13 protein-coding genes are annotated in these 18,280 nt (G+C 39.4%); 4 read left to right on the top strand and 9 right to left on the bottom strand.

Features of this window, described 5'->3' with window-relative positions:
• Nucleotides 1-3: 3 nt before the first annotated feature.
• Together EL17_RS03290 and surE are read left to right on the top strand one after the other, a co-directional pair.
• Nucleotides 4-600, top strand: a complete 597-nt coding sequence (locus EL17_RS03290; RefSeq protein WP_240485927.1) for a hypothetical protein — start codon at nt 4-6, stop codon at nt 598-600.
• A complete protein-coding gene (surE, locus tag EL17_RS03285) occupies nt 600-1,382 on the top strand; it encodes a 5'/3'-nucleotidase SurE (RefSeq protein ID WP_035070045.1) in 783 nt (260 codons plus the stop codon). The genes EL17_RS03290 and surE overlap by 1 nt, the downstream gene beginning before the upstream one ends.
• 97 nt (nt 1,383-1,479) lie before the next feature.
• Here surE and EL17_RS03280 read toward each other — a convergent pair whose 3' ends face one another.
• The 9 genes from EL17_RS03280 to EL17_RS03240 all read right to left on the bottom strand — a co-directional run bounded on the left by EL17_RS03280 (nt 1,480) and on the right by EL17_RS03240 (nt 12,666).
• Nucleotides 1,480-2,346 (bottom strand): type 2 periplasmic-binding domain-containing protein, encoded by an 867-nt coding sequence (locus EL17_RS03280; RefSeq protein ID WP_035070042.1) that lies wholly within the window; start codon nt 2,344-2,346, stop codon nt 1,480-1,482.
• Nucleotides 2,347-2,666: 320 nt separating this feature from the next.
• Nucleotides 2,667-3,779, bottom strand: a complete 1,113-nt coding sequence (locus EL17_RS03275) for a PAS domain-containing sensor histidine kinase (protein WP_035070039.1) — start codon at nt 3,777-3,779, stop codon at nt 2,667-2,669.
• A gap of 288 nt (nt 3,780-4,067) precedes the next feature.
• Nucleotides 4,068-4,661, bottom strand: a complete 594-nt coding sequence (locus EL17_RS03270; RefSeq protein WP_051719784.1) for a GNAT family N-acetyltransferase — start codon at nt 4,659-4,661, stop codon at nt 4,068-4,070.
• A 204-nt stretch (nt 4,662-4,865) separates the two neighbouring features.
• Nucleotides 4,866-5,630: a creatininase family protein gene (locus EL17_RS03265; protein WP_035070207.1), complete on the bottom strand. Its 765-nt coding sequence runs from the start codon at nt 5,628-5,630 to the stop codon at nt 4,866-4,868.
• 31 nt (nt 5,631-5,661) lie between these two features.
• Nucleotides 5,662-6,138: a GyrI-like domain-containing protein gene (locus EL17_RS03260; protein ID WP_035070035.1), complete on the bottom strand. Its 477-nt coding sequence runs from the start codon at nt 6,136-6,138 to the stop codon at nt 5,662-5,664.
• 96 nt (nt 6,139-6,234) lie between these two features.
• Entirely contained in the window at nt 6,235-7,599 is a 1,365-nt protein-coding gene (locus EL17_RS03255; RefSeq protein WP_035070031.1) for an MFS transporter, read from the bottom strand.
• Between the two features lie 3 nt (nt 7,600-7,602).
• Complete coding sequence (locus EL17_RS03250) at nt 7,603-8,973, bottom strand: alpha-amylase family glycosyl hydrolase (RefSeq protein WP_084166103.1); 1,371 nt, start codon at nt 8,971-8,973, stop codon at nt 7,603-7,605.
• A gap of 24 nt (nt 8,974-8,997) precedes the next feature.
• Nucleotides 8,998-11,424, bottom strand: a complete 2,427-nt coding sequence (locus tag EL17_RS03245; RefSeq protein WP_035070027.1) for a glycoside hydrolase family 31 protein — start codon at nt 11,422-11,424, stop codon at nt 8,998-9,000.
• 204 nt (nt 11,425-11,628) lie between these two features.
• Nucleotides 11,629-12,666, bottom strand: a complete 1,038-nt coding sequence (locus EL17_RS03240; protein ID WP_035070025.1) for a LacI family DNA-binding transcriptional regulator — start codon at nt 12,664-12,666, stop codon at nt 11,629-11,631.
• A gap of 552 nt (nt 12,667-13,218) precedes the next feature.
• Here EL17_RS03240 and EL17_RS03235 point away from each other — a divergent pair.
• Entirely contained in the window at nt 13,219-16,221 is a 3,003-nt protein-coding gene (locus EL17_RS03235; protein ID WP_035070023.1) for a SusC/RagA family TonB-linked outer membrane protein, read from the top strand.
• 65 nt (nt 16,222-16,286) lie between these two features.
• Nucleotides 16,287-17,882, top strand: a complete 1,596-nt coding sequence (locus EL17_RS03230; protein ID WP_035070021.1) for a RagB/SusD family nutrient uptake outer membrane protein — start codon at nt 16,287-16,289, stop codon at nt 17,880-17,882.
• Nucleotides 17,883-18,280: the final 398 nt, after the last annotated feature.

Genomic DNA, 18,280 nt, shown 5'->3' with positions numbered 1-18,280 from the left:
ACTATGCAAGTTTCAATAGGTCAGGATTTTCCTAGCCAGATATGGCACCAGGGTAAACTCATGATGGCTAACGGAGACATGCTGTCGGGTACATTAAAATACGATCTGGAAACCAACATCGTCCAGCGTAGAGGGCAGCAGGGCATAGAAACCTATAATTCTTCTTCTATAGAATATTTTGAAATTCTCGATGAATACTATGGCGGAATAAGGACTTTTTATAGCCTTCCATTCGCGATGAATACGGATTATGAAGTCCCGGTATTCTTTGAGCTGCTGACAGATGGCCAGGACATGACCTTATTATGCCGGGAGTACATCACCGTAGAAAACCGAATGGGCGGTATGGGAATGGGAGGTATGTATATGAATCCAATGATGAGGGGCCCGATGATGGGTATGAATAAACTGGCCTTTAACTTCTACTTTTTACAGGATGGACGCATTCAAAAATATTCCCAAAAACGCAAAGATCTTATCAATCTGATGGACGACAAATCCCAGGAAATAAAACTTTTTATCAGAAAAAACCGATTACAGCATGATCAAAGGGGAGACCTTTTGAGAATCACTGCTTATTATAACAAATTAAAAGAATAATGTCTAAACCTTTGATTCTAGTGTCCAATGACGACGGTATTACCTCTCGTGGCATCCGTGTATTGGTAAATATAATGCAAAAACTAGGAGATGTAGTAGTAGTAGCTCCGGATAGTCCCCAATCCGGAATGGGGCATGCCATCACCATTGGCAATACCCTACGACTGGTAGAAGAAGAAATTTTCACCGATGTACTGGCATACAAATCCAGTGGTACACCGGCAGATTGTGTGAAATTAGGTAAGCACTATGTATTAAAGGATCGTGCTCCTGATCTGGTAGTAAGTGGGATAAATCACGGTAGCAATACTTCTATCAGCGTGCTCTATTCAGGAACCATGTCAGCTGCGATAGAAGGCGCGATAGAGGGATTCCCTTCTATAGGTTTCAGTCTATGTGATTACAGCTCCAAAGCTGATTTTTCACATGTGGAGGACCTGGTATATAAAATTGCCAAGCAAGTCTTGGATCACGGTATGCCTAAAGGGGTAGCTTTAAATGTAAATTTCCCGCCTAAGCGTAACGAACCTATTAAAGGAGTAAAGCTATGCCGACAGGCGAGGGCTAAATGGCAGGAAGAATTTAAAGAAAGGTATGATCCAAACGGTCAAAAATATTTCTGGCTGGCCGGTAATTTTGTAAATTATGATAAAGGAGAAGATAATGATGAATGGGCTATTGCCAATAATTATGCCTCCATCGTACCCTGTCAATATGACCTTACAGCACATCATGCCATCACTCAGATCAATGAAGATTGGGATTGGGAAGCAATGCGGTAAATAGTCCTTTTCCAATCGTTTCAAGAATAAAGCTTTATGTTTAGGGCAGAAAGTTCGTTTTAACCTTTTTACGGACCTTCTGCCCTTTATGTATTTTTTATATTAATTCTACAAAATCCTCTGCCACCAGTTCATCCAAAGTCATCTTATTATCTATAAGGTCAAGATCAAGAAGGATTTGCATGGTTTGTTCTAGTGCTGCTTTGGAAATGGAAGCGTCTATGGCCCATTCTGTCTGCTCTAGCCAGGCTTCTATATCGGCCGGTTTGATTTGGTAGTAGAGGCTGATTTGGTCTGTAAATGATTTTTTTTCTTCCTGTATAAGGGCCGAAATCTTATATAATTCTTTTTGTATAGCTTTAATCTGCTCGGGATACTTTTCCAGTGCAGCTGCAGATGCGACAATCACAAAACATGGCCATGGAGTAGGTATTTCACCTATTCTTTTCATCTCGCCTTTATCAACATAGGGTTTGGTTGTAAATTTTTCCCAAAGAAACGTCCGTACCTCTCCTGATTTAAATGCCTCTCGAGCTCCTTCCAGATTATGGATGATATCAAACTGGAGCGATTTTGGATCCCATTGGTGCTGCTTGGTTAGCAGGTAGGCCATCAGATGAGAACCTGATCCATACCTGCTGATCAAAAAAGGCGTGTCTTTTAGTTGGGAAATATCCTCTACAGGTGCTGCTGCAGGAATATGGATGCCCCATGTCAGCGGACTCTGAACATGAAAGCCTATGATTTTACCCTTATTTCCTTCAGATACATCTTTAATGAAACTTTCAGTCAGAATGATGGCCAAGTCGGTTATCTCTTCCCTAATAGCTTGATTCATAGCTCCGGACCCTCTTGGCTCATCTATCCATTTGAGTTCGACTTCGGATATGGGCTGGCTTTCTATTATTTTTTTCCAGGGAAAATTAAAATGTTCCGGTACTCCCGTGATATTTATGGTTTGCATATAAGATATATGATGATCGTACAGTTAGGAATATGAAGTATGTCCTTGTTTTTATTCTATAAAGATAAAATGGTATCTTCAGAAATGTTTAGATATTATGTTTTATTTCTTGAGAGTACCGACATATGGTAAAAGGATAGGTAAGATCGTTCAGCTGTGGGGTACGTAATTTTAATAAAAAATATACCTGTTATACCTAATTTGCATATGGCCTTCTACTTAGGTATATAGAATTAAAATTTGGTGTTAGATGCACATCATTGTAGATGCATTTGGGTTGAGGGGTTAATTTGAAATGCCTTGGTACCAGGGGAATCTTTTTATTTTTCTATGTTGAAATATATGGTACAGCCATTTCCGTAACTGGATACCACCCCAATAGTACCTTTATGATTTTCCACAATCACCCTGCTTTCTGCAAGGCCGCGACCCGAACAATCCGCTGCATCTGAAGCCAAATGAAAGTATTCTTCAAATATTTTTTGATGATAATCTTGGTGAATTCCTCTTCCGTTATCTGCAATAGTAAAATGATAAAAATCTTCATCTTCATCAAAAGAAACGGTGACTTTAGGAGCTACATTACCTTTTTTGTATTGGATAGCATTCTTGATCAGATTATAAAACAATTGCTTTAGGTCTTGATAAACCCCGAATAAGATAGGCAGAGACACAGGTATTTCGATGACCACCTTTGATTGCTCTATGGCATCCTCTAATTTATAGAGGACATCATCTAATACCTCATTCAGGTTTACATATTCTTTGTTTATTATGTTTTTACTCTGAGTGAATTTAACGTGAAGATCAGAAAACTGACGGCGCATTTTCTCTCCACTAGCATTTATAAAATCCAGAAACAGTGAACCAGACACATCAAAAGAGTTAACATATTTCTTTTTAAGCAGAGAAGTTAAACCTAAGATATTTTTTAATGGTGTTTGAATTTCATTGGTGATGATATGGCTTAAATCCTGGATTTCGGCAGTAAGTTTTTTGATTTTTAAATCTGATTGTTCCATCTTTATCTTCCCCCTCATATTGATTTCTGTGGAGAGTACCAAATCGCTTATATCTATAAAGGTATAATGATAAAACTGGGGTTTGGCAAATTCATCTTTCACCACCTGTGAAGATATGGAACAGGGTAATATTTCGCCGTTTTTGGTAAGTAAGTTTAAATTTGCCGTATCAGATCTGGTATTAGATGGGCATATCGGATTTGTGGTCTGATCTATAAAATCCTCTTTTCCATTTATCAAAAAATCGTTTAATTTGAATTTGTTCAATATATGATCTCTGTCATACCCAGTATAGTTTAAAAAAGTGTTGTTAACATTGATCACTATCCCATCTGCATCCACAGCCATACAGGCACAGGGAAGGTCATTATAGATGTTTTTTAACTGGAAGTCTAGCTTTTTGATATTCATAAGTCAAATTTAATATTTGAGTTTTTGTTATATCAGTAGCCAGTTTAAGTTACACGAAGATCATGCACCGTGGTAAGAATGATATAATTTATCCTCTATGAAAGCTCGAATAAGTAAACTCGATTAATCAATTGGTGATCCATAATGTTAATCTTATTTTTGTAAATATAACCTAAATATAATTATATAAACTATAAATTATGAAATTTAAATAATATTGAATTTGTAAGGTAATAATTCGAGGATGAATTATAGGTTTATGTATATTTATGTATTAGTAAATGGAATTTACGGCCAGTTGTTTAATTTTTTGAGCTCATTCCATTCGGAAAGCAGGACGCTGTAGTAAATGGTGTCTCTTCTTCTGCCGGCCGTCATTAAGGTATGGCTCCTTAAAATACCTTCTTCAATCATCCCAATTCGTTTCATGGCCTTTCTGGCAGGTGTATTCAGCACATCAGTTTTTGCTTCTATTCGTTCAAAATGCAATGTCTCAAAGCTGTATTTTAACAGAAGGTATTTGATTTGTTCATTCACTCCAGTGCCTTGGAAGTCTTTGCCTATCCAGGTCCAGCCTATTTCCATTCTCCTGTCCCTAAGAGAAATATTACCAAAACTGGTAGAGCCTAGAACTCTGCCAGTGGATCTTTCTATGATGGTAAAGGGAATTCTACTGTTTTTTTCACGGGCCGCTAATGCATCGTCGATCCAGCTTTTGAGTTCATTGCCATCGGCAAGGTCTTGGGTAAAATATTTCCACATAGGATATTCAGCTATGGGTGACAGAAGGCTGAAATCCGTTGCCTGCATAGGACGCAGGGCAATAAATTCTGTTTGTAATGTAATCTGAAAATCTAATGCTATGGGCGGATGGGCTGACATATCTTTTGTATTTGGAGCTTTCAGAAATTTGAAGGATTTCTGAAAGATAAAGCTATATTTATTCTAGATTGTTCTATCCAGATATTATGCCAAGTAATATTATAGAAATAATACTTTAATTTCAGTTGACTTTACTTAATTTACAAATAGAAATCATGGTCAGATTATTTGAATTATAATCTTCTTTGGGTGGATCCTACTGATTTATTTTTCATAAAAATCATCTATGTCTGTGTCTGATAATTCTATATACAATAAAGCCAATTTATCAGTCACATCCGCAAAGAAACGTGCGCCTTTTTCTTTAGTGGCGGCTTTAGGATTACCTACACCTGTATCAGCACTGATTTTGCTCCATTTTCTTTCTTTCCAGGCCCAACCTTCGTTAAAGGCCCGAATGCGTGCTTTTTTTTCTATTCCAAATCCCGCCTCTCCTAAAGGGAGGGTTAAATGAGGAGATAGATGTAGAATAAGGCTGGTTTCCATCTCATCAGCATGATCTCCCTTATGATCAAAATATTTTTCCTTGTCCATAGCCTGAAACCAGTTGCAGGTAGTTAGAAACATATTTGGGAAAAGAAGACCCAATTCTCTAAGTGCGGTTTTAAAATCATTGCCACCATGGCTGTTGACTATCAGTAGTTTGTGTATGCCTTGCCTGTCCAGAACTGTGATAATATCTTTTAATATGGCCAGTTGGGTGCTGGGGTTTATATTGATATCGAGGTAGATGTCATCCTGGCCGGTATTTACCCCAAAAGGTATGGTTGGAAGCACTATTATATTGGCACCTTTTTCATAGGCTTTGCGGGCAGATTCAGCGGCCAGGTGGTCTGCCTCTATAATATCCGTCCCGTAAGGTAAGTGGTAATTATGAGCTTCAGTAGCACCCCAGGGAAGAATGGCTAATTCAATTTGGGCCTCTTTTAGGTTTTTCCAGTTGTTTTCTGATAATATATAGGGTCTCATTTCTTCGGGCTTGATTTGGGAAAGCTGCAATTTACTGGATGCCTATAAATATATCAACTTCGATATGATCACCATTAGAACCAGTATGGTGGTATATTTCAAAATCGTATAGGTAACTTCTATTAAGGTCTGACTGCCAGATGTCTTTCCATGCAGTGACCAAGCATTCGTAATCCTCACCTTTGACACTGACTTTGAGATATTCTCCGGTGCTGACATCTATATAATCTAAGCCTTCAAGCGGGATAGTGTTTCCTTTAACCTTATGGCCTATCATATAAGAGAAAGGTTCTAAATGATTTCCTTCATATTGATGGTATATCGCTATTACATCTTCGTTGATTTTATCAGGGATCATTGATGAATAATTACCCTCATGAAATTTTTTCCAAAGACCGCCACAGTCTCTCGAGGATTTTTGGTTAAGGTTTTCGGTCTTGGAGGGGAGGGAGATCCCTACCACTCGAAAAGTGTCCACATATGTGGTTTTCAGTTGAAGCTTTTCCATAGCCTTATCATGATGTATACAAGTATTAAAAATATAAACTTTGGCGCCAATAAAAAAGTCTATGTTAAAAAAGTGATTTATCTGTATTCATCATAATCAGCTGTCGGTAATAGCATCGTCTTTATCATCCACAAACACCACACAAAAAGCCGCGATCAAAAGTATCCCTCCCGCGCTGATTAAAGCATAAATAGCCTGGCCATCATAAAAAAATCTTACTAAATAACCTCCAAACAAACCGTTCAGTATCTGGGGTGCGGTTATAAAGAAATTAAAAATCCCCATGTAAACGCCCATCTTTCGCAAGGGAATAGCTCCGGCCAGTATAGCATATGGCATGGCCAGTATACTGGCCCATGCTATCCCTACACCGATCATGGACACGTTAAGCCACCAACGCATGGAGGGATCTGAAATGAAAATAACTGACATTAAGCCTATGCCTCCAGCTGAAAGGCAGATGGCATGGGTCCATTTTCTGCCTACCTTGCCTGCAATCACGGGCAATGCTAGTGCAAAAAGTGCAGATACTAGATTATATACGCCAAATATGACTCCTACATAATTTGCAGCTTCATTAAATGCAAGCGAACTGGTGTCTGAAGCAGGCAGTCCCCACACATGCTGTGCTAGGGCAGGGGTGGTAAATACCCACATTGAAAATAGTGCAAACCAGGAAAAAAACTGCACAGCACCCAACTGGCGCATGGTTTTTGGCATTTTCCAAAAGTCTGTGAATATATCCATTATTCCTTTTGAAGGCTCGCCCTCATGAAGTTCAGGGCTTTGCATAGCCTCCTGCTCTTCAGGTGCATACTCGCTAGTGCTAATGACTGTCCATAGAATAGTGCCTACCAATACCACTGCACCTATTATAAAAGCCACGATCACATTCATAGGGATAACCCCTTCATCTGCCGTAGTTCCCACCCCAAACCAATTGGTCAGCATATAAGGCAACCAAGATCCCAAAACCGCCCCTACACCTATCAGCATGGTCTGCACGGAGAAGCCCAGCGTTCTCTGATCTACGGGAAGTTTGTCGGCTACCAAAGCCCTAAAAGGCTCCATGGCTATATTAAACGATGCATCCATGATCATCAAAAATCCAGCGCCTATCCATAATGCAGGCAGGTAAGCAACAAACATGGATGCATTTGGCATTAGCACCAGACCTATAGCAGCTAATATGGCTCCTGCAAGGAAGTAGGGCCTTCTTCTTCCTAGACGGGTCCAGGTACGGTCACTGTAGTACCCTATAATGGGCTGCACGACCATACCGGTGATGGGGGCTACCAGCCAGAACAGGGATAAGTGCTCCACGTCTGCGCCAAAAGTCTGTAAGATTCTGCTTGCATTGGCATTTTGAAGTGCGAAGCCCATTTGAATACCTAAAAATCCAAAGCTCATGTTCCATATCTGGCCAAAACTTAACTTTTTCTTTGTGATATATCTTCCCATAGCTTATTTAATAAATACCTGATATCCCCAGGCTTCCATTTCTATTGCAGATCCTATTTCTGTATTGTTATCTTCGTTTCCAAAAAATCTTTTGGTCCCTTCCATCGCATCTGTATAGTTATAATACACTTTTCGATCTGAAAGATTAAGTATAGTGATGACTATATTATCATCTTTCATCCTGCTAAAACATAGTACTTCCGGAAAAGTAGATACTTCCAGTTTACGGTATTCACCCCCATGAATACCGTTCCATAGTGATTGGTTTTCTTTTTTAAGATAATTCAATACGCTATAAAAACCCGCTATCTCATATTCACCACCCTGTCTATTGTCCTGATCCAATAAAAATGAACGTCGGCCAATTAAAGCTTCCTGTCCTGCATAAATCAAAGGTATACCAGGAGCCGTATACAAGAACACGGCCATGGCCTCATGGCCCGGTCCTAATAATGCATCCATAGAACCTGAATCCTCATTATGATGATCTTGGATGAAGAGGTACCTCATTCTGCAGTAATCGTTTGGATATAGTTCTTGCTCCTCTACGACCACGCTGTCTAATAGGTCTGATGCTATCTTACCGTTGCTTACAGCTAGCTGCAGTTCGGAAATATCTTTGGAATATGTTATGTCAAACGCATCATATAAAGTGGGATGAGCGCCTTCTGCTACCATCAGTATCTGCTTAGATTGGTTTAAAGCCTTTCGGACCTTTGTCCAAAAGTTTATAGAAACGAGCTCTGCATCTATGCAGTCAAAGCCATCAATACCAAAATTGGTTACCCAGTACAGCATTGCTTCAGTCATAGCATCCTGCACCTTTACTTCAGTATAATTTATAGCTGGCACCTCCATACTGTATGCATTGGCAGAAGGGGAGTGATTACCTTCTGCTTCTATAATATAATATTCTGGATGGGTACGGGTCCACTCATGATTCTTGGAAGTATGTGCGGCCTGCCATTCCAATATAAGGTACATGCCATGGTCATGGATAGTTTCCACTAGATTTTTAAAATCTTCTGGACTACCGTAGTGTGAATTTAAACTTTTAAAGTCGTTTATAGAGTATGGATGTTTTTCCGGGTTATCCGTGTCACCTGTGTCTGATTCATGTATAAGTGTAAATTTTAAGATGCCCGCTCCCGACTCCTTGAGCCGGGGTATTTCTTTTTGAAAAGAGGCAAATGTTCCTTCTGGCGTATATTTCCCAATATTTATCTCCAATATACTTTTGTCCTTGGACCAGTCTGGTAATGAGGAATCATGGACCTCATCTGATGCCGATGGATCTGGTGTTTTTTGATGGCAGCTTATCATAAATAAGACCATAAAAATAATTCCAATATAACGGTGAGTATTATTCATCATTCATATCGTGTAGTATTGATGCTGCTAAGTTAATATTAGGTCCATTGGCATCGGGTCGTAATTTAATAAAAGAGTTTTGATATTCTTTATTTCAAAATAAGGATGTAAATAGTCTGGCAATGGATCAAATTCTGTCAGTTTATTTAAATATGCCATTGATTCAGTTCTTAAAGTATAGTTCCGCTCTTCATAAATAATGGTTTCCTGGTTAAATCCGTGGAAATAAAATTTTATTTTTTTGAATTTGCTTTCCCTTTTTCCCTTATTTTCATGAATCCTGATCTTTCCTTCAGGACTGTCTACAGATATCAGCCTTTTGCAGAAATCGCCATTTTTATAACCAAAACCATCTCCTTCATCCTCATAAAGATCCATAACTGATGTTTCATGGCCTTTATAGACGTGAAGGTATAAAATTCCATCATGTGATTCGCTAGTATGCTGTACAGATGACTGGAGGGGTATGATGGCTCCTCCTTTTACAAAAACTGGAAGATAGTTTAATGGAGATTCCATATATATTTCCTGTTTTCCATCGTAAGATGAATCATCAAAGAAATAATACCAGTTTCCCTCAGGAAGATATACTTTACATATTTCTGTAGTGCTTTTAACTGGAGCTACCATTAGCTGGTCACAGAAAATATATTGGTTTTGAAATTTCAGTTCATAGATTTTATTATCAAGTGGATGATCTATGGCTAAACTTTTGGCAATGGGTAACCCTGTTTTTGCGCTTTTATAAGCAGCAGAATACAGGAGAGGTAGCATTTGATACCGAAGGTTAATATAGTTGCGTGAGATTTCTTCTACTAATTCTCCGAAAGCCCAGGGTTCTGCATCATGACTGTTGATCATACTGTGGGCCCTAAATAAAGGGGTAAATGCACCTAAAGTCATCCATCGGGCAAATAAAGCTGAAGTAGGCTCACCTGAAAATCCTCCCACATCATAACCTGAAAACGGAAGGCCGCTTATGCCCATACTAATTACCAGCCGGATGCCGGCCAGCATCATCTCATCGGTGGCCATATTGTCCCCCGTCCATGCAGCTGCATAGCGTTGTACACCGGCAAATCCTGAACGGGTAAGGACAAATGGTCTATTGTTTGGGAGGTGGATTTCCGATCCCTCTTTGGTGGACCTTGCCATCTGCATACCATATACATTACGTGCTTTGCGGTGACTCACCAGTTCTCCTTCATATTGAAAGTTGATCAGATTGGGAGTAAACTGACCCCAACTGGCTATTTCATTCATATCCGTCCAGAAGCCATCTACACCTGCATTTACGTAAAAAGCGATTTTTTCTGCCCACCAAGCCCTGGCATCAGGATGGGTGAAATCTGGGAATGCACACCATCCGGGCCAGACCTGCCCTTCGTAAATACTGTCATCTGGATAGGTCAACAAAAGTTTCTGGGCCCTGGCCTCTTCATACGGAAGGTAGCCATCTTCAGTCTTTAAGCCGGGATCTAAGATGACCACGACTTTAAAACCTTGAGATTTAAGTTTTTTTATCAGGCTTACTGGATCAGGGAATTTTTCACTATCAAAGGTAAAAACCTTATAATTTTCCATATGGTGGATATCCAAATAAATGACATCTGCTGGCATGGTCTTATTTCTGAAATTATCGGCCAGAGTCAAGACTTCTGTGTCGGGGTAATAGGTATAACGGCACTGTTGAAATCCGAGTGCCCATATCGGCGGTAATTCCATCCTGCCTGTCAGAAAAGTATAAGCAGTAATAATGTTTTCTACTATTTCATCATGGATGAAATAGTAATCCATATCGCCATCTTCTGCTGAAAAATACATGAAACGCTTATTCGAAGCACCAAAATTAAAAACTGATTTATGTGTATTGTCTAAAAATATACCATATACTCCCTGGTCATGCAGACCTATATAGAAGGGGATAGACATATACAAGGGGTCATCTTCTTCTCCATATTCAAAGTAGTCTGTATTCCAGTTCACATACGCATTGCCGGACCTATCGAGGTCCCCGGTTTTTTCACCTAAGCCAATGAACCGTTCATTTGGTTGGATTTTTTTATAATTAGTGACTTCAGTTCCCAGCCATGAGACAGAAAATCCGGGATCATCTTCATTGATTATTTTACCGTTTTTATCCTTAAATCTAATGGAAAATAAAGATTTGGTTATTTCTGCTGATATTGCGTCAGTTGAGAGTATGATATGTTTTTCTGTTTCCGTAATTTTAAAAGCCTCTGTAATGGGGGAGGCGGTTACCGAATAGGGATTTGGCCTGAAACCATCCTCGGCTGTCATCTGTATCCTGATAGCATTTGGAGCGTATACAGAAATTTTAAATTTTGCCAATAGGGTTTTTCCTTCCATTCCGGTTTTTGTTTGGCACCAGGATGTGATGGCACCAGTATTTAAATTTCGGGAGGCCTTTTGTGGTTTGATATTAGCGGTCATGTATGGTCAGTATGGTTTTTAAAGCCCCTTACGCGAAGAGGAATACTTTATGGGCTAAAATAGACTGGAAATTGATATGGAAAAAAGGAGGTATGACACGATAAAAGTATATTTTTACCATTCCCCTACTTTTACTATGCTAGACTATCAGATAGATATCTAATTCAATCGATTTTTAGGAAATTTCCATTCATTATCCATATATTATTTTTTTATTCTGGAAGAAGACCCTCTTATGATAAGCGCTGTTTCTAATATTTCAGTCTTGGGCACAAATGCTTCTTCTTTGTTGGAATTGATCATGTCAATCAGCAGTTGCATGGACCTTTCACCTATTTCGAATCCCGGCTGTGATACCGTGGATAGTGGAGGGTTCATCATGGCAGAAAACTGCCAGTCGCTGAACCCTACTATCCCTACATCTTCCGGGACTTTAAGTCCAAGTTCCTGCACCGCTTTCATGGCACCTGCTGCTGCCACATCATTTGCGGCAAATACAGCATCCGGTCTGGTAGTTTCATCTTTAAAATAATCTAAACAGATTTCATAGGTTTCCTGTTGGGTACCTATACGGCATTCTCTGATAAGGTTTTCGTCTATGGCTATACCGGCTTCTTTTAGGGCATGGGTATATCCTTCTTTTCTTTTGGCGCTGATCAAAAGGTTTTTTGGTCCGGCCAGATGCATGATTTTTTTGTAATTTTGGTCAATCAGGTGCTTCACCGCTTCGTAAGCGCCGGAGTAATCATCTACTGTGACATTTACTGTATCCTGTAGGTCTGGCACCCTGTCGAAGAAAACAATGGGGAACTGATGGTCCAGTAATTTTTTAAAATGAGAAAAGTCAGTGGTTTCTTTGGAGAAACTGATAAGCAGTCCATCTATCTGATTGGAAATGATGGTTTCTACACTGGATATTTCACGCTCCAGGTTTTCGTTGGTCTGGCAGAGAATCACATTATAACCGTTGGCAAAAGCTACTTCTTCTATTCCACTGATTACGGTAGAAAAAAAGAAATGGACCACTTCAGGTATGATGACTCCTATGGTGAAAGTCTTACTTTTTCTAAGGCTTAAAGCTACGGCATTGGGACGATAATTTAATTTTTCAGCCAGTTCCTTTACTTTCTTTTTCGTTTCTTGGCTGATACCGGGGTAATCCTTTAATGCTCTAGATACGGTAGAGGCAGATACATTTAAGGCTTTGGCAATATCTTTAATGGTAGCTTGTCCTATTCTCATATATGGGTTATTAATATTAGCTTAACTAACGGTTTTTTATAGTGTTAGGATTTGATAAAGATAATAGACCATCCCTATTATTGTTTCATTTGTAGGGGTAATAAATAAAACATACTTTTTCATATACCTGTCTGTCATCTATTAGGTATAGGAGAGGCTTATAATCAGCTAATTACATATTTCCCTACTAATTTATGAATAATTGTATTTTATTGACATGAAATTGAACTCTGAAAATTACATAAATTTCAGAATATAATTCCGAAAACAGCTTTATTATATGGTTATATTTCTAAAATATTTGGCAGATAAAATAAATATTTTAGTTACGAAATCGATTGCGGTTTCGATTGCATATAACTGAGCTGGATTTTTCCTGAATTATCATTTGCTAGAGGGTTAAATTTTTGTTAATATTTCCTAAAATTAAAAATAAGGTTCTGTAGTAGAGAAAATCGATTTCAGTTAAAAAAATCGTTTATCTATATTGAATTGAATTTTTTGTTTAAAAAGTATAAATAATTTAACAAATAAATCCAAAAATAAACAGTTATGCGAAAAGTGTATACCGTTATTAAATTTACGGTTATAATGCTGTCTTTAATGTGCTGGCAGGAAGTTGTGGCACAGGACCGAACAGTAACGGGTAGGGTCACCGACCAAAATACAGGTGAAGAGCTTCCATTTGTTAATGTGAGTATAAAAGGTACCACCAGAGGTACTACCACAGACATAGACGGAAGTTATACTATAGAGATCAGGGAAGCTGATGCCGTTTTGGTATATACATTTATAGGTTATACGAGAAGAGAAGTCCCTGTGAATAACCAGTCTATTATCAATGTAGAGCTCGCAGGAGATACCAAGCAGCTAGATGAAGTAGTGGTAGTGGGCTATGGTACACAGAGAAAGTCGGATCTTACCGGATCTGTTGGGTCTGTTACCCGGGATGATTTCAATGTGGGACAGGTTACCAATCCAGAACAGCTCATAACCGGTAAAATAGCAGGTGTACAGATCAGTCCAGCCAGTGGCGCGCCAGGAGCAGGGGGCCGGATCCGGATCCGCGGGGGTTCTTCCCTAAATGCTACCAACGATCCTCTGATCGTGATCGACGGTGTACCTTTGGACAATACAGAGATGGCAGGTTCAGCCAATCCTTTAAATTTCCTTAATCCAAATGATATTGAGACATTTGATATCCTGAAAGATGCATCGGCAGCGGCTATCTATGGATCTAGGGCATCTAATGGTGTCATCTTAATTACGACCAGAAAAGGTAAAAGAGATCAGGCGCTGAGCGTGAACGTCAGTTCACTGGTGTCTGTTTCTCAAGTGGCTAGCACAGTAGATGTACTGAATGCAGATCAGTTCAGGCAAGTGGTCGGACAGCAAGCTACACCTTCACAAGCCGCTCTTCTGGGGGAGTCCAATACTAATTGGCAGGATGTCATATTTAGAGATGCAGTAACTTCTGATAATAATGTAAACATTAGCGGATCTTATAAAGGTTTGCCTTATAGGGTATCAGTAGGGTATCTGGATCAGGCAGGAGTATTAAGAACCGACCATATGAATAGAACTACCGCTGGTCTGAATCTAAGCCCTTCTTTATTTAATGATCAGCTCAAGGTAAACTTAAATGTGAGGGGAGCTATTACCAAAAACAGATTTGCCAACCAGGATGCCATAGGTGCTGCAGCGGCATTTGATCCTACGCAACCTGTTTATGATCCGGAAAATCCTCAATTTGGAGGGTATTTTGAATGGAAAAATCCTCAAGTCTTAGATGCTACCGGTAATCCTGCCAGGGATGAATTTGGAGCTATAATTCCAAGGTCACCACAGCTTCTTGCACCACGTAACCCGCTGGGTCTTCTAGAGCAGCAAGATGATAGGGGGGAAGTGCAGAGGAGCCTTGGTAATCTACAGTTAGACTATACCCTCCCTTTTTTACCAGGATTAAGGGCAAACTTAAATCTGGGTTATGACGTCAGTAGAAGTGAAGGTACGGTTTATATACCATCTAATTCTGCTGTAAGTTTCAATGAAGGTGGTTCTATAGGACCTTATGCACAGAACAAGAGAAACCTGCTGGCAGATTTTTACCTTAATTATGTTAGGGACTTTGACCGTGCCGGTAGATTTGACGTGACGGCTGGATATTCATGGCAGGATTTTTATATAGAAAACCCAGAATTTGCTAGGGTAAATGAAGCAGGAGTGGAGCTGACACCTGCCGGTATAGAAACTAGACCACAATTTAGGTTAATTTCTTTTTTTGGTAGGGTGAATTACAGCTTAAGGGACAGGTATCTCCTTACAGCTACTTTAAGAACAGATGGATCATCCAGGTTCAGTCCAGAAAATAGGTGGGGCGTATTTCCTTCTTTGGCTGCGGCATGGAGGATAAGTGAAGAGAACTTTCTTGTAGATAATGGAGTCCTTACAGACTTTAAACTTAGATTAGGTTACGGTATGACCGGACAGCAGGAAATTGGATCATACTTTCCTTTCCTTCAAAGGTATACAGTCAGTGATGATGCGGCCAGATATAGATTTGGCAACCAATTTTTCAACACTTTAAGGCCGGAAGGTTATGACAGAAATATCCGATGGGAAGAAACCGAAACCTGGAATGCTGGTCTGGATTATGAGTTTTTAAATGGTAAGGTATTCGGGGCTGTGGATTACTACTATAAAAGGACCAATGACCTGTTGGCCATCATACCAGTGCCAGCAGGTACTAACCTGACCAACCAATTGTTCACCAACGTGGGAAATATTGAAAACTACGGTTTTGAATTTGCTGTTAACTACAACATTTTAAGAAATACGGAAATGAATTGGGACATAGGTGCCAATTTTACTTATAACCGGACCAATATCCTTAGTCTAAGCAATGTAGCCGAAGATGCAGTAGGTATATTGGTAGGGGAAATAGCAGGTGGTACAGGCAATACTATTCAGGTTCATACAGTAGGATTCCAACCCAACTCATTCTATGTCTGGGAGCAAGTGTATGATAATGCAGGAGCACCTATTGAAGATGCATACGTGGATAGAAACGGAGATGGAATAATCAATGAGCAGGACCTTTACAGAGCGGGTTTTCCTGATCCACGTTACTTCTTTGGATTTAATTCTCAATTAAGGTATAAAAGTTGGGATTTCAGCTTTGTGGTCAGGGGTAATATGGGGCAAAAAGTATATAACAATGTGCGATCTACTACAGCTTACCAGAGCTTAAGGTTCCCTGGTTATTTAAATAACTTGAATGCTGATATATTGAACACAGATTTCCAAAATTATAGGCTTAGATCTGATCATTTCCTAGAAGATGCCTCCTTTGTCAGAATGGAAAATATAGCATTAGGATATAACTTCGGAAGTATCTTTAACGGTAATGTAAATCTCAGAGCAAATGCTACGGTACAAAATGCATTTGTCATCACCAACTATTCAGGAATAGATCCTGAGGTACCTGGAGGGATAGATAACAATTTTTATCCATTCCCAAGGATTTTCTCCGTAGGGGTAAATTTTGGATTTTAATTAAATCATTCAAATACTGAAACTTCTTTCTAAGGAGATTCGGAACCTAAGAAAACATAAAAGAGATGAACAATAGATTTCTAAAAATAATAGCCTTGGCTATGGGTATGTTTATATCCGTCACGGCATGTACCGATTTAGACATAGATCCCTATGGGGAGTTAACGTCTGTTCAGGTTTACAATGATTTTGATAATTATATACAAGTGCTGGCTAAGATGTATGCCGGGCTGGCTATCGCAGGACAGTCCGGTCCGGATGGCAGAGGAGATATAGGTGGCCAGGATGAAGGAGCTTCTACTTATCTGAGAGCATACTGGAAACTGCAGGAAATACCTACAGATGAGGCGATCATTTCCTGGAACGATGAAGGTCTGCCCACGCTGAATACTTTGACATGGTCTTCAGACAATGGCTTTATTGCAGCTATGTATTATAGGATATTTTACCAGATTACACTCGCCAGTGAATTTATCAGAGAAACAAGTGATGCCAATATGGCCGAAAGAGGTATTTCTGAACAAGATCAAGTCACTGCCAGGATATATAGAGCAGAAGCCAGGTTCCTTAGAGCACTTTCTTACTATCATGCTTTAGATTTGTATGGCAATGTTCCTTTTGTAACAGAAGGTGATGCCATTGATTATTTTTTTCCTCCCCAAACAGATAGAAGGTCACTCTTTACCTATATAGAAAGCGAACTTCTGAGTATTATACCGGATATGGTAGCCCCCAGACAGCATGAATATGCCAGGGCAGATCAGGGTGCTGCCAGGATGTTACTTGCCAAGATGTACCTAAATGCAGAGGTGTACATCGGAGAAGCCCGATACACTGATGCTATAGCTCAATTAAATGAAGTAATAAGTGCTGGCTATACCTTAGAGCCTGTTTATGAACATTTGTTCTTTGCAGACAATGACCAGTCAAATGAAATCATATTTCCTATAGCCTATGATCAGGTAAATACCCAGGCATGGGGCGGCGCTACATTCTTAGTGAATGGAGCAATAGGCGGCAACATGGCCCAGTTTTATAATTTTGGGGTCCCAGGAGGATGGGCAGGTATGAGAGCCAGACCGGAATTAGTGGATTTATATCCAAACGTGAATGGGATACCTGATTCCAGAGGCCTTTTCCATACAAATGGACAGCAAAAGGATGTAGAAAATATCTCTGTATTCCAAGATGGATATGGTGTCATCAAATTCCGTAATATAACCAAGGAGACCAATGCTAGACCTGCTGGACCCGTAAGTGATCAGGTAAGTGTGGACTTTCCATTGTTTAGACTTGCAGATGCCTATCTGATGTATGCGGAAGCTGTATTAAGAGGAGGTACAGGCGGAACAGCCCAGCAGGCTCTAGGCTATATTAATGAGTTGAGAGCAAGAGCCTATGGCAATGCCAGTGGTAACATCACTGCCACTCAGCTGAACCTTGACTTCATCATAGATGAGAGGGCGAGAGAATTGAAATGGGAAGCTACCAGGCGAACCGACCTGATCCGTTTTGGTAGATTTACCGGAAACAGTTATGTATGGCAGTGGAAAGGTGGAACTTTTAACGGGACAGGAGTAGCTGATTTCAGGAATTTGTATCCATTGCCACAGGCTGATCTTATCGCTAATCCAACTTTACAGCAAAATCCTGGGTACTAAAAGTATATTTAACCATGGCTAGCTAAAGGTGTTGTATTTTATGAAACCGCCTGAAAAAAGTTATATAAAAGATACCGGTTTTTAAATCGGTATCTTTTTTTTTCGAAAATTCAGAGGTTATATGGTAATGGGTCAGATTTTATTTAATACTTATGAGGAGTATAAATTAATTACCCCATAATTTTGAAGCTTTCTATTGAAAAATGAAATCACCGATATTGTATGTCAGACTATGATAAAATGTATAATATTTTAAGTAATACCTGTAAAACAGGCATGCATTAATTATACTTTAAATATTATAAAAATATAATTGAGCATGGGGGACTAACTCACACAATGGGATGATTGTATTTTACATAAGATCCCACCAGATCTTCGAAAAACAAAATGTAAAA

The sequence above is a fragment of the Anditalea andensis genome, from assembly GCF_000714815.1.
Taxonomy (GTDB): Bacteria; Bacteroidota; Bacteroidia; order Cytophagales; family Cyclobacteriaceae; genus Anditalea; species Anditalea andensis.
This window is presented reverse-complemented; position numbering and strand designations above follow the sequence as displayed.